A 13,459-nucleotide genomic window follows, 5' to 3' on the forward strand; every position below is an offset into this window, starting at 1 on the left:
GTAACAGGCGATGAGCTTAACGGATGGGACTACGGATTCGGCATCGCGGGAGCCATCGCTCCTGCCATCAAGGGCGGCAGGGGATTGTACAAAGGTTATAAAGGATTATCGGGTGTAGATGAAGTGGTTGATGTTGGTCGAGTGATTGAGGCGTCGGGTAAAGGGATAGACATTTCAAAATTTACACCATTAGTTAAAACAGAGCCAAATACAGCATTTTTCTGGTCAGGGAAGAGTAATGGAGTTGGCGGAGCTGAGAAAGCTTTAGAGATAGCACAGGCAAAAGGGGGAACAACCCTTGAAGGTATGATTGATTCTAAAGGAATAAAAATGCCAGAATGGGATATTAACGATCCATTGTCAATTAAAGCATGGCAAGATATTTCTGGTGAATATGCAAAACAAGTATCAGGTGAAGTACGAGCCGTTGTTGGAAATAGTTTGAGGACAGGGAACATATGGGAGAATGTTGAGCTGCCAAGATTAATGGAGAATCCTAATGTCACAAAAATAACCATAATTGATCCCGAATCATTAGCTGACAAAGTTATATTCGAAAGGTGATGACAACATGAAAATTATCGGAACATCGTCGTACATTAAAATTCAAGATTTTGTAGGTAAAAGTATGATTATTGAAGGTGAAATGATTGTTAACGGCTTTGTTGCATACAAAAGTTCGATGACTCATTGGGAAGAGCCTAATAGACATATAATTGTCTCAGACGAAGATAGGGAGAGACTAATTAAGGCTGTAGTTGAGGAAAGTAAGAACAAAGGATTCAGCATAGAATTTGAATAGCACTGAAACCTTGATCAAGTGCTCGTCACTCAGTCAAGGTTTTTTTCTATAGAATCTATTCCCTTATCATCAGAACGCTATAAAATCGAAACTTGTGCGTTATAGCTATTGCTATTCCATAAATGGTTGGCAAGCGAGGACGGACAGCGGTTTACGGAGCAAGCGAAAGCGAATGCCGTTCCTCCGGCCAATTCCTGCCCCGCGCCGGAGGAGCCGATCGACTATCGGGCGTATCTCGGCGAATATGACAGAGAAACTCCGGGCGTAGACGCGCTTTACTTCGTCGACGCCGACGGGAACCTAATGCAAGTGGATTAAGTAAGCTTGAGCAGTTGGTCGGCGATCGAGCTTGCGACAGGCGAGAATCTCGTAACAGGCGATGAGCTTAAAGGATGGGACTATGGATTCGGCATAGCGGGGGCCATCGCTCCTGCCATCAAGGGCGGCAGGGATACTGAAAGAGGATTTAGGCCTGACCCATCGACATATCTTCCTATAGAATATATTAACAATCATTTATCGAAATTTGAGTATGGAGTTACCAGAATTCAATGGGCGGCTCCCGATAGACCAATTGGACCACCCAAGGTACTTTTGTTATGCCTAAATCAGTTGCAGATGAAGTAATTAGACAAGCAGGTGGGGATGTTTCCAAACTAGATGAATTATTGGGATTAAATCCAGGAGATCTTGGATTAAATCCTGTAAGAGACAGTAAGGCAGTAACTTATAAAGGAGAAATAGCAAAAGGATTTGGATCATCCGGCGGAGGCATACAATATGAACTTTCTTTACCTGTAGAATGGCTTGAAGAGTTAGGGATGATAAAAGAAATATAATGATATAATGATTCATTGTATATAGGAGGCTAGAACAATGACAGAACAGGAAGCGAAAGAGATAATTGTAAACGAGAATTTAAGACGGTTTAATTGGTTTGGTGAGCAGCCCAATAGAGAGAATGAAATAGTAATTTAGGCAGAAGATAATGAATGGGTAGTCTATGTCACGGATGAAAGGGCCAGTATAGTTACGGGATCTGTGACAAAATTCACTTCACAAAGTGATGCTTTAATCAATTTCATTAAAAGACTAAGAACTGAGAAAATACTGTTTGATAGTTGCTTAAATGCCTAACTCCCCAGTCCACGCACTTGAAAGGACGATTTTAAACGAAGAAGATGCCAGGGAAGATGCCGGGCGTCTTTCTTTTTGAACCCAAGTACGAGCGTTCTCTCTGTCAGCCTTAACCTTGTGTCGTATTTCGAGACATGTTCATGCTCGTTTCACGTTTAAATATCCTTTTCGCGACATTTTACTGACATTTCGAGGATATCCCATTCAACTTTAAGGAGACTTTCCATATACTAGAATAAGAGTGTTCTAGAGGAATATCGATGTGAACTGTCAAAGGAGATGTATTTATTCGATGAAAAAGTTGATTGCTCTACTCATTCTTGTTCCAATCCTATTCAACTCTGACTCTACGTTCGCCGCCTCTTCAAACGGCGAGAAACCTTCCGCATGGGCGAAAGATACGGTTGCCGAGGCGATCGCGCATAAACTTGTTCCGGAGCGCCTTCAGTCCAAATACCAGAGCCCGATCACTCGAGACGAATTCGCCGAAATGCTCGTTCAGACGGTCATCCAGAATGCGAACGATGATGATAGTTTACTGGCAGATTGGTCGATTGATTCATTCCTTGAACGAGTCGATGTAGATGTCGCCTTCGAAGACACCCAAGCGGATTACATTAAGGTGGCTTTCGCCATAGGGGCGATCAATGGAGTATCAGATACTAAATTTGCGCCGGATGCACTGATCACAAGACAAGAAGCCGCGACGATGTTAATCAATACATTGAGTTTCAGCAATGGTACGGCTTACAACGAAAACGAGATTATGTCGATATATAAGGATTACTCGAAAATAGCAAAATGGGCTCAACCGGCCGTACAAAATGCGTATTTTAGAGACATTTTACTGGGAGTGGGCGATTATTTCGATTACGCCGGTAAATTTACGCGGGAGCAAGCCATTGCAACGATGTGGCGTCTATACTATTCGGTTAATTACGATCACCTGACTTTGCGCGGAATAGCAAGAATTGAACCTGATTATATCAACAATCATTTCACGGTAGGCAAAGATTATATCTATATGGATTATCCAGACGAAGACTTCTGGATGGAAGCCGGAGATGCCATGGCTTATGATATACAAGTATCTTGTTGGGACTACTTTACGGAAAGCAATCAATACGGAGAAATGCCCTCTCTCGCTCAAGGTGTTGCGGCATACAGGTTTACTACTTTACGAACACACAGCGTGCCAGAGGTGATTAAAGCCGCAGCGGAGAACAAGTCGATTACGGTCGACTTCGGCTATATGACCTACACTACGCTCACCAAGGACCACGTTATCGAGATGAGATTGAAACCCGTTAAAGGTAACTTTACCATTCTTGCAGGACATACCTATGGGTATCCGAAGCAGGAAGTAGTACGAAAAGTGATAAAAATCGAAGATGCTGCTTACGAAAGCTACTAATCGTGTGATTTCACTATATCAGGAATGCGATAACCTTGATTGGCTTCTGCCTTTCAAGGTTTTTTGTTTCTATTTCGGTCAGCTAATCTTCTGTTACTACCGTGTTCGACATCATTTGTCAAGAACTTTTCGCGGCATATAGATGATATTTCGCGGCTCGAAAATGCCATTATTCTAATGGTTATACCATTTCGCGGCCAATAACTTACATTTCGCGGCAATCCTATTTCATAGGCAGAGAGGCTTCCATATACTTGGACATAGATGCCCCATACATAATTCGACAATAGAGCATTCCATACGACTCATACCTTCAAGAGAGGAGAATACAAATGCGTATAAAATCGACAAAGCTGATCTCTATCGTGATGTCGGTGTTTATTCTAGTCTCGTTGCTAGTACCTAACTTTCCTCCGGTTCAGAAAGCCGAAGCTGCCATTGTTGGAACTTCGGGTACGATCCCGGCCGGAGGAACGCCTAATCCCGGCGGAGGCTTGACGGGATGGGGATATAGAGTAGGGATCATTACCGAGACGCTAAAGCCTTCCGCTTCGTTCGAGGAGAACAAAGATAATACTTGGTTAGAAGGCAGAATAAGAACTCACTATAATAACCACTATCCTAATATGCAGCATTCCATCATGTTCATTCCGAATTCCCAGTGGGAGAATAACGCTGTTATCGGGTGGTATACGCCCAGCTCAGGGGCAATCCAGTATCTTCGTGACGAGACCGTTGTCGGCAGCAATACGATACAGGATTTCAAGATGAGAAAATTGGAAAGCAAATTTAACTCTCCTGAACACAAAAATATTTATTACCCGGAACTAAGTTCCTTGGCACCATTCGGTAAAGAAGATCCGAAAACCACGAGAAAATATACTTTAAACGAAATGCTCGGAAACGGTAAATGGAAAAAGCTTGTCGACAATTCTGCCGATACAACAAGCTCCTTGAGGGTATGGAACTATATATTCAAGAGTAATAGCGATATACAAAATAGATTTAAAGAGTACATAGCGGATGAAAAGAATGATAATTCGAAGGATTCCGAGAAATGGGAAGCTAAGTTAAAGTATATTGACCTCCTTATGACTCTCTACACCTTATCCCATCCCGATCAAAGAAAAGTGTACGAATCTGAGATCAATCGGCTCATCGCCGGGAATGAGACGCTGACGAAGCCCGTATTACTTGGGATCGACACCGTCAGCGCTTTTCACGCACCCGGATTAATTAAGAATAACGCCGCCGTATTCATGCCAAGTACAGCCTATGTTCAATATATGCATGGCGGTACTCCGAAATGGGATATTACCGCCGAGAATTTCAACAATGGAGCAGCCGTATCGGGAGGCACCAAAGGTCTCATTCAGAGAGCCGCTACGGAGTCGGTCAAGCAACTGAGTTCAAGAAAGAGACTATCCGATCTGTCGGGAAATCAAAGAGAAAATAACGGATTTGCCTGGGCGTATGGAGGCGTGGTTGGCGCCATTCTCTACACGGATAGCGGAGGCTTTAAACGATGGGGAACGACTTCCGCTACCAGCCCTGTCATGAAGTTGCTAGATTTCGATACTGCTAAAGATATATATGGATTCATGGTAATGGGCGGTCCTCCGAACGCCAATGTCCCAGCCGATCCTGCTTGCGAATGCGCGATATCTACAACCGAGAAAGGCGGAGCGATTACAGGGGATGCGATCGGGAAGCAAGTTCCTATTAAAGTTGATGTGAATGGAGACAAATCGGTTTGGGAGAAGTATCTCAAGAAGCCTTCCTCTAGCCCGATTACCGTTCGCATAGATATCACGAGGACGGGTGGAAGCGGAACGCCCTCCTTTACTTCCCAGGGTTCTGCCCCGAAACTAGGCACATTCGTGACGGTAAGCGGCGCGACGCTTTCGTCATGGTTAAAGAATGAATCCCTGCCGACCTATAATGACAATCTATCAAGCTATAAATTGTCCAACGGGCAATCGGTCGCATTCGCTTATAAAGCGCATGTCCAGATTAAAGTAGGAACGGAAACTCTAATCGATTGCGGAGATTCAGATCCGATAAAAGTAGCGTTTAATAGAAATGAAATTAAACCGGAGAAAGGTTACTACAGATCAACGCCGAGTTACTGGTCCGAGATCAAGGAGGGGGTTCCCGGCAGCGAAGAGTTCGAAGCCATGTCTGGGACTCCAACGAATCGTCCTTTATATTTTGCGTCCGGCGGGTCTGAATTTATTGTGGACATCGAAACGGAATATGTGCCGAGCGCTACGGCAACTAGAACCTACACCTCTAAGTTCAACACGGTAAAGAGCGGGCAATGGATAGACCCTACAACAGGACCGGTAGCCCACGAGTCGCCGCCCTCCTGCAATCCGCCGCGAAAGGCAACTGATGTTTCGGGAGCTACCTTCACGGAAACAGTAGGGATGGGTAATTCACGTCACACGACCAAAGAGAAAAAGGATCCGACTTACGATAGTGAAGGCAGCATGACTGACCCGGGATGGCCGGAAGAGTGGCATACGGATTATTGGTGCACTTACTCGGGCGGACATACGATTATGGTTGGAGGATACAGCGATACTTAGACGCAGACGGTTACGTTCGACTACATGAAGATCAATAAGGTCCACGTATGGAAAATCGAGCGATCCAAAGTCGACGGCATGTTGGCGCTACTAGGTACCGATCAAGTTACGGCTACCGTGAAGCAAGGCGATCCGACGATATTCGCGAACATCGCTGCATCCAACACGAGCGCAGCCGGACGGCTCAGATACTCGTTGGAAACGAATCAGCATGACAACGTCGTATGGAATGAAGGAGATTCGGATAATAGGGACGCGAACAGCGATTCCGATTCTTATGTGAACGAGAAGAAAAAATTCCAAGAGAGAAGAGAATTAACGACGAACGTTACGGCGGTATCGGACTTCCTTATTTTGCAGACTTCTTCCGGCGATCAATCGGTCATTTACTTCCAGAAGCCATCGCCTACGAAGAAGGTAACCGAAACGTTGGACGTACCCAAAACATCCAAAATCGCGATGTGGGACAGTAATCCGTATTCCGCTGCCAAGTGGACCCCCAATCAGATCCATATCGGATCTTATAACGGGAAGTATAGTCATCCAACCTCCAAGTACACGGGCAGCGGTTCAGGAAGCACGGTACCTACGATCTTCGATAGTCTCCCTGCGGGGTTGAATAGGACAGCAAGGCCTGGATCCCCTCTTAGGTTAATGGAAACGAATCTGAATGTAATCGATACGATACCAAACGGGGAATATGTGACCGGGAATTCTACGATGTTCTATAAATACCTTTCTTTTCACAAAGGCACGAACGATACGGAATTTTCCAGCACGACGGATTCGGATTACGGAATGGCCGGGCAGTCCTTCGATTCCGCGTACTCTAATACGCACAGCAAAGTGAACGATATCGTCATCCACAACCCTGTATCTACGGAACTCTCGATGGTCATCCCATTGGATAGCCGGAGGGATCAGAGAACTCCGTTAACGCAGTCGATAGGCGGCAATCTTCAGCCCGACATCATCGAATATGACAGAGTGCTCGACACTAACTACAGGCCGAACCTGTTGTTTAACGGAGATGCTGAATACGTTAATCCTAACGAGAGTGCTTCTGGTTGGATGACCTGGTCGTCTTCTGGTACTTCAGCGAATTTTTCCACTCGAGTAGAGGATCCGACTTGGACGATTTCCGACAGATCTTCTTTCGAGATTTCGAGTAAAACGAAAGCCGATAATGGCGGTGTAAATATTACGGGCACCTATTATCAAGATGTGCCCGTAACCCCTGGCATGAAGTACAGACTATTAGGAAAAACAAGCTGTCATCGATGTACAGGTGGAGTGTATATCGATTCTTATAATAGCTCGGGTGTTGGGATCACTTTAGGATCTATTCCGTCCAATACAACTCAGACTGTTCAACCGTTTTCCCTAGAGGTAACGGCGCCGGGAAATGCGAAATTCTTTCGTATCGGACTAGTTAAAGGAAATAGCCTAGCTGGAGTACCGGCAGGGTCTGCTCCTGATTACTTATTCGCTGATGATATAAAACTGATCAACGTGGATTCACAAACTGCAGATAAGCCTATTGGATACAAGCAGGTGCAAGTTCCAAATCCAGATTATGTACCTCCGGTGGTCGCAGATCCGCCTGTCAATCTAGCTTTCTCTTTCAGCGGAGCTATTCAGAATTACACTGTGCCTTATACGGGTACCTACAATGTCGAGACTTGGGGCGCGCAAGGCGCCACCGGTACAGGTGGCTATGTATCAGGGAAGGGTGCCTATTCGAAATCCGTTGTATCGCTAACCAAGGGAGAAGTCCTACAAATTTTAGTAGGTGGTCAGGGAAGCAACTCCGGTTCCCATTCCGGAGGGGGCGGCGGAGGAACCTTCGTTGCAAAAAGCGGAGCTCCAGTTTCCGTTGCCGGAGGTGGCGGAGGAGCTTACCTAAACTACTACAATGGAACTTATTATCATGGCCAACCAACCCAAGGTTCGGTTCAAAGTCCACTTACATCAACGACTGCCACCGTGGGATATGGCGGCGTAAACAGTAATCCGTGGGGGTACTCGAACTCGGGGGCTGGCGGCGGATTCTATGGCAACGGAGAGACCGGTACCGTTTCCTATACTAGCGCTTCCGGAGGGAAAGGATTTAATAACTCGGGAACTGTAGTTGGTTATGGCGGGTACGGCGGCGGAGGCGACGGTAACCCCTCAACGACTGGCGGCGGCGGTGGGGGTTACACGGGAGGGTCTGGCGGTAACGGGAATAACAGTTCTTATTACACCGGATTTGGTGGAGGTTCGTTCTTCACGGGAACTGGCAGCTACGCCAAAGGCGGTTGGGAGAGTATGCCTTCCCCGATGGGAGTAGGAACCCAGATCGGCCAAACAGGCAATGGCTATGTGAGGATTACAAAAGACGGTACGGGTTCTCTCTCTACTGGAGAACCGTTCGCTATATCCAACTTCCTTGGCCTCGGTTACAGCGGCTGGGGAGGGACGGTCAATTTAACAATCACTTCTACCGTAAAAGTCGGAGATACCGCCGTGATTTATACGACTAACGGCAACTCGGAGAACAATACTTCCTATGTACCGCTAATACCATCTGACTTTGTAAAAGTGGGATCTGCCACTAACGGCCGACAAGCGTACACGAAGAAAATACAGGCTTCCGATGCAGGAAGAACGATTAGTATATCTGGTGGTTCAACGTTTGGGTATATCTTCTTCACAGTGCCTGCGAATTTCGATTTAGGCGTATCTTCGGCAACATCTTCGACATTAACGTTCGATAGTGGAGGTAAACCGGTAAATATAGTAAGTATAATGCACGCCACTGCAACTACCGGGGAGTATACTGCTTACAACACGTCATACCCATGGGAATATGTATACGTTTCTCCGGAATTTCCTGCTGGCATAATCTTTCCAGTACCTTCGAATAGCGCATCGTTCTTCAATTACAATTATCCTCATCTGGTGTTCGTCAATAGCGGATATTCTTCCGAGACTACTTCCGAGAATACTACAACATTCACCTATAGCGGAACGATGAAAACGTATACCGCGCCAAAAAGCGGGACTTATACGCTGGAAGCATGGGGAGCGCAGGGCGGAAACGGTATGGCGAACGGCGATACGAAGCAGGGGGGGAGAGGTGGTTACTCTAAGGGGGAAATTGCTCTAACTGCCGGACAGGTGCTAAATATTTTCGTGGGTGGACAAGGGTCCAGTTATGGGTCCAGCGGAGTGCTTATAGCCGGGGGTTGGAATGGAGGCGGAGATGCCTACTCGCAGGGATCGACTTATAATGGAGCTTCAGGCGGCGGGGCAACAGATATAAGGCTGGGTGGTACTGCTCTATCGAACCGTATTATTGTTGCGGGAGGTGGAGGCGGCTCAGCTGACGGAGGAGGAAGTACAGCAGCCGGAGCAAAGCTTGGCGGCGATGGCGGAGGCGTATCCGGCCAAGATGGTAGTTCTGGAAGCTCGGGCAGTTCTACGATTGCCCGAGGAGGGACCCAGTCCGCTGGCGGGGCCGGCGGAGCCTGGCCTGGTTGGTCCATTGGAGGCGCAGGTTATTTAGGGGAAGGTGGAGATGCAACATCCTGCACGAGTTGCGGTAACGGTGGAGGCGGCGGGGGTTACTACGGCGGAGGAGCAGGAACTTGGATCGCAGGTGCCGGAGGGTCGGGCTATGTCGGCGGTGTTATGAATGGTACTACGACCGCAGGCGTTAACAATGGCAATGGTAGAGTAACGATAACGGCCCCAGATGGAGATGATCCTAGCAACTCTAAATTCCTAGATCAATGGGTAATAGACCCAGAGTATAACTACTCTTTCCCGGACGAAGCCTACACCTTTGTTCAGAGAACAACGCCGCCAGATGCTCCCGCCACAGTTCCCGGCGGTGGAAGATACGAACCAGGCAACTTCATCAATCTTGATTACGGCTTCGAGATCTATTTTCCCAATAAAGGAGATTTCTTGGGTGACAGCGCTTGGGGAATCGGAACGACGACGGCTACTAGAGGAAAAGGATTCTACGGAAATCCTGCCGTGGCCGGAGACGAAATGGATACCACGGAATGGACACAATCCAAGTCGGTTACGTTCGACTTTAACGTGATCTACAACGGTGTGATGTACACGTCGGGCGAAGAAATCGATCTGCCTGTAAATTGCAATTCCTTTAACTGCCGATACCCGTTTTACTTGCCCCTTGCGAATAGCGAGGCGATAAGCGCTGTCGTCACCTATAAGGCCATTGCGATTAATGGCATCGCCTTGGATAACGATAACCCGACGAACAGAATTCGCGGATCCATGAATTTGGATGCCAAGCATAGCGCGAAGAAATTGTCGAATATAGACGTAGTGGGAAGAATAGGCAATATGGCAATCGAAGATACCGGGGATTTCCGGTTCTCCAACTTCTTCAAGGTTCCTGTGTCGCCAACGTCCTGGCTGGTTCCGAACGTAGTGAAGAGAGTAGACGTCAAATCGCAGAATCGGATCATTGGAGACACTAAGGATATAAGAGGCGAGTCCGTGAATGCTTCAACCCGATATCTCAATACGTATGGGATGACAGCCCATTTGCAGAAACTGCCGGTCGAATTCCCATTATCGCCGGAAAAGAATAGTATCCCGTCTTTGAGGAGACAGCCGATGAGGTTAGGGTACAACGTGTTGGCGGATCTTCAAACGATAGGAAATTATTATGATAGCGTTCAAATCATACCTTATTACTATAGTCTGGATCTGCAGACTGGAACGTATACTCCGGTTGATATATACATGCTTGTGAATTCGAGCTACAAACCTATTAATCTATTCGGAGCGGCGGTGCCAGGTTGGGATTCGAGTAGTGTAAATAAACATGAGTATGACTTGGATTGGGAAAGCGAAAGCGGAAGGCGGAATTATTCATCGGCGGAAAGATCTAATACGGAATCGGTGATCGACTTTTTCGCGACTACGGATGATGGTGGAGAGCAGCATATAATGGCTAGTCCTCATGGAGGCAAGTATCCATTCGGGACTGCACAAATCATGTATCTCCAAGGAAGAAACAGAACATTCATCGGAAGCAGCGAAACCTATGGGGCTGACAAGAACCCCGGCGGGACGTTGCTGGAGCAACAATTCGGTATACAAGGACAAAGATGGCACTTCACTTTTGGATTGCCTTCGTCAGCCATAGCGATTGCTCACGGACAAAAACCGACGAAAGCGAACATAGAAGCGTTCAGGAGCAATACTTCAGTTCTTGTAATGGCCGCAGATATCGTATCTATTGGAGATACTTTTGCTTTGCGTTACGAATCTGCCGGGATGAACAATCCCATTCAAATTAGCGGGACGAACTATGCGACGATAAGCATTCCGTATCCGGTCATAGCTGTATATTCATCCAACAAATCATCGGCAGACGATCTGGAAGTAAGGGGAACTCATTAAGTACATGGAGACATAAGTGGATGCGTAAAGCGGCGTCCACTTATGTCTCCAAAAGAGAGGTGGGATAGCATGTCATCTTTCAAAATCGATCTGAAGACGGTAGAGCAGCTTAGAAGCAGGCACTCGCAGTTATCGTCTAGTTTATCTAACGCGGCCGATCGACTATCTTACGCGGCATACGGCGTGGATCCGGCGATCAAGGCGCGAAGGCAGCTTCAATATCGAATCTCGTACGCGACGAGCTAATGTTCAAGCTGCTGGAAAAATAAAAGTCGATGCAAATGGAAATGTCAGAAGAATAACAAATGAATCAGGACACTATACTCCGACAGATGAGCAAGCTAAAAATGATGAGCAAATATTTAACGATGCTGGAATAAAGACGGAAAGCGCTTGGTTAGAAATATATCAATTAGAACTAACGAGCAACGGTTATGTTGATTTAGGGAAATTAAAGAAAGCACAGTCAACTAAATTGAAATAAAGGAGGAGATATTTTGACGACAACTCAAATGAATGAAGAAATTTTTTCAACGAATTTATTTAAAGTAGTTGAAAAGATAAAAAGCGCTAGGAACATTTCGAGCAATACAGTTAAATTTGTTATAGAGCCTGTCGAGGAACGTGGGAAAATGTTAGATGGTGGCGATGAAATGATGAAACGTCTTGTGTTATCTAAAGAGAATATTGGTGGTAAAAAACTACTGTTAGAAGAAGCTGTTGGGGTTTTAGGAGGGCTTTTTCCGAAAGCTCCCATATGGATTAATGTATCTTTTATGGAGATGGAAGGAGATACCGCCATATTCAAATTGGAAACTAGTTTACGTTTTAGAAAACCAACATTATTAAGGAATGCTGAAACAGGTCATGCCCCTTTTAACGCCATTGTATAAGATTGCTGTGCAATCTCTTGATAGAGACTCAATGGGGCTACCCAGTGCCCAATGAACCCTTCATTCAACGAATAACACATATAACCCTTGTATTACCCGTATAAAGATTTCTTCATTTCGGTTGTTCGCACATCATATGCTTTAATTTATACCCTAAAGTCGATTTCAGTAAGCTTGAGCAGTTGGTCGGCGAGTATTATTACGTCTCGAATCTCATGCTGATTCCCGGACAGGTTATGGATTTGAGGATACATATAATATTATCATAAAATATCAAAACGAAATGTTTCTGGGAACCGGTAAGAGAGATGAGTAGTGAAATGAATTACGACATTGGAATAATAAACCTAATCTTGATTGGCTAGTGAACTGCACTCCGTCAAGTAGACAGTGGATATACTAATATCTCGGCACCTACCGAATTTATGCGGTCGGTGCTATATGGTCATTTGTTTATGAAGTACTTAAGCCGATAAAAGTTAAAGCCGGTGAGATTGCTCCATGGTTTGGCCAACCTGGTGGTGGAATCCAATACTACCTTGGTAAAGGAACATGTTCAATTTATTTAATGTTCCAGCACCTGATGACGCTGTTACAAGTGGGAAAACTATTAAGTTTTCTCATGACCCATCTCTCGAAGTCTATGAAGGTAATGCATTAGCTAATGAATGGAAATATTCGCAAACCAAATATGGATTTAAAACGCTTAAACAAGCAGGAGGTTTTTGGATTGCAAAATAATGCAGAAAAAGTTGAAGATTTTATAATCACTGAGCTTAGTAACCGTTTTAATGGGAAAGTCGAGGATTTTGTAAATATCAATGGGGAGTATGGAATCAGCATAGAATCCAGTGAAAAGTGGTTCGACGAAGCTGACTTCGATAAATTTTTCAAGGATATACAAGAACAAATAGAGTTGAGAATACCTGATAAATTTTTAGAGTACCATGGTTGGAAGTAGTGTGGGGATTCAGCATTTGATTAGCTATACAATCTTGGAGAAATGCTGGATGGAACCATGTACAATTTCAAACGAAGAAGACGCCGGGGAGGATACCCGGCGTCTTTTTTTAACCCTAGTACGAGCGTGCTCTCCGTAGCCCTAACCTTGTGCCGTATCCATGTTCATGCAGTTAATGGCCCATAGATGGCCGTCCAAGTCCACGAAGCCCCAATGATACATGAACCCATG

At 45.6% G+C, this 13,459-nt stretch carries 11 protein-coding genes and 3 pseudogenes; 13 read left to right on the forward strand and 1 reads right to left on the reverse strand.

The genetic code is table 11. The features are described from left to right. From COHPA_RS25995 to COHPA_RS0100070, 13 genes and pseudogenes are all read left to right on the forward strand, one after another. Nucleotides 1–564, forward strand: a pseudogene (locus tag COHPA_RS25995) (T7SS effector LXG polymorphic toxin); the annotation flags it as partial. Nucleotides 565–571: 7 nt separating this feature from the next. Continuing rightward, nucleotides 572–802: an Imm74 family immunity protein gene (locus tag COHPA_RS0100025; protein ID WP_027084137.1), complete on the forward strand. Its 231-nt coding sequence runs from the start codon at nt 572–574 to the stop codon at nt 800–802. Between the two features lie 108 nt (nt 803–910). Continuing rightward, the gene (locus tag COHPA_RS0100030) at nt 911–1,120 is read left to right on the forward strand and encodes a hypothetical protein (protein WP_027084138.1); all 210 of its coding nucleotides are present in this window, start codon (nt 911–913) and stop codon (nt 1,118–1,120) included. 6 nt (nt 1,121–1,126) lie between these two features. Next, nucleotides 1,127–1,429, forward strand: coding sequence for a pre-toxin TG domain-containing protein (locus tag COHPA_RS26365; protein ID WP_027084139.1), 303 nt, complete (start codon nt 1,127–1,129; stop codon nt 1,427–1,429). Continuing rightward, a complete protein-coding gene (locus COHPA_RS25350) occupies nt 1,402–1,641 on the forward strand; it encodes a glycohydrolase toxin TNT-related protein (protein WP_156926567.1) in 240 nt (79 codons plus the stop codon). Before COHPA_RS26365 ends, COHPA_RS25350 begins: the two co-directional genes overlap by 28 nt. A 590-nt stretch (nt 1,642–2,231) precedes the next feature. After that, entirely contained in the window at nt 2,232–3,353 is a 1,122-nt protein-coding gene (locus tag COHPA_RS0100045) for an S-layer homology domain-containing protein (RefSeq protein WP_027084140.1), read from the forward strand. Between the two features lie 332 nt (nt 3,354–3,685). Further along, complete coding sequence (locus COHPA_RS0100050; RefSeq protein ID WP_027084141.1) at nt 3,686–5,944, forward strand: hypothetical protein; 2,259 nt, start codon at nt 3,686–3,688, stop codon at nt 5,942–5,944. Between the two features lie 24 nt (nt 5,945–5,968). Then, complete coding sequence (locus COHPA_RS24090; RefSeq protein WP_027084142.1) at nt 5,969–11,374, forward strand: glycine rich domain-containing protein; 5,406 nt, start codon at nt 5,969–5,971, stop codon at nt 11,372–11,374. A 69-nt stretch (nt 11,375–11,443) separates the two neighbouring features. Then, nucleotides 11,444–11,620 carry a hypothetical protein gene (locus tag COHPA_RS25360; RefSeq protein WP_156926568.1) on the forward strand — a complete coding sequence of 59 codons (177 nt, stop codon included), beginning with the start codon at nt 11,444–11,446 and terminating at the stop codon, nt 11,618–11,620. 248 nt (nt 11,621–11,868) lie between these two features. Continuing rightward, on the forward strand, nt 11,869–12,267 hold the full coding sequence (locus tag COHPA_RS0100065) for a hypothetical protein (protein ID WP_156926569.1): 399 nt from the start codon (nt 11,869–11,871) through the stop codon (nt 12,265–12,267). Between the two features lie 439 nt (nt 12,268–12,706). Continuing rightward, nucleotides 12,707–12,805 (forward strand): annotated as a pseudogene (locus tag COHPA_RS26370) (TNT domain-containing protein); the annotation flags it as partial. 14 nt (nt 12,806–12,819) lie between these two features. Beyond that, a complete protein-coding gene (locus COHPA_RS26000) occupies nt 12,820–13,008 on the forward strand; it encodes a hypothetical protein (protein WP_245590277.1) in 189 nt (62 codons plus the stop codon). After that, nucleotides 12,998–13,228, forward strand: a complete 231-nt coding sequence (locus COHPA_RS0100070) for a hypothetical protein (protein WP_027084144.1) — start codon at nt 12,998–13,000, stop codon at nt 13,226–13,228. Before COHPA_RS26000 ends, COHPA_RS0100070 begins: the two co-directional genes overlap by 11 nt. A 141-nt stretch (nt 13,229–13,369) precedes the next feature. On the opposite strand, the pseudogene COHPA_RS26300 reads toward COHPA_RS0100070, so the two are convergent. Beyond that, nucleotides 13,370–13,459, reverse strand: a pseudogene (locus tag COHPA_RS26300) (glyoxalase/bleomycin resistance/extradiol dioxygenase family protein); the annotation flags it as partial.

Source organism: Cohnella panacarvi Gsoil 349 (genome assembly GCF_000515335.1).
GTDB classification, from domain to species: Bacteria; Bacillota; Bacilli; order Paenibacillales; family Paenibacillaceae; genus Cohnella; species Cohnella panacarvi.

Bases quoted from the DNA above. Each gene is read 5' to 3' on its own strand.
- COHPA_RS0100025 (WP_027084137.1), top strand. From the start codon at position 572: ATGAAAATTATCGGAACATCGTCGTACATTAAAATTCAAGATTTTGTA.
- COHPA_RS25350 (WP_156926567.1), top strand. From the start codon at position 1,402: ATGCCTAAATCAGTTGCAGATGAAGTAATTAGACAAGCAGGTGGGGAT.
- COHPA_RS0100045 (WP_027084140.1), top strand. From the start codon at position 2,232: ATGAAAAAGTTGATTGCTCTACTCATTCTTGTTCCAATCCTATTCAAC.
- COHPA_RS0100050 (WP_027084141.1), top strand. From the start codon at position 3,686: ATGCGTATAAAATCGACAAAGCTGATCTCTATCGTGATGTCGGTGTTT.
- COHPA_RS24090 (WP_027084142.1), top strand. From the start codon at position 5,969: ATGAAGATCAATAAGGTCCACGTATGGAAAATCGAGCGATCCAAAGTC.
- COHPA_RS25360 (WP_156926568.1), top strand. From the start codon at position 11,444: ATGTCATCTTTCAAAATCGATCTGAAGACGGTAGAGCAGCTTAGAAGC.
- COHPA_RS26000 (WP_245590277.1), top strand. From the start codon at position 12,820: ATGTTCAATTTATTTAATGTTCCAGCACCTGATGACGCTGTTACAAGT.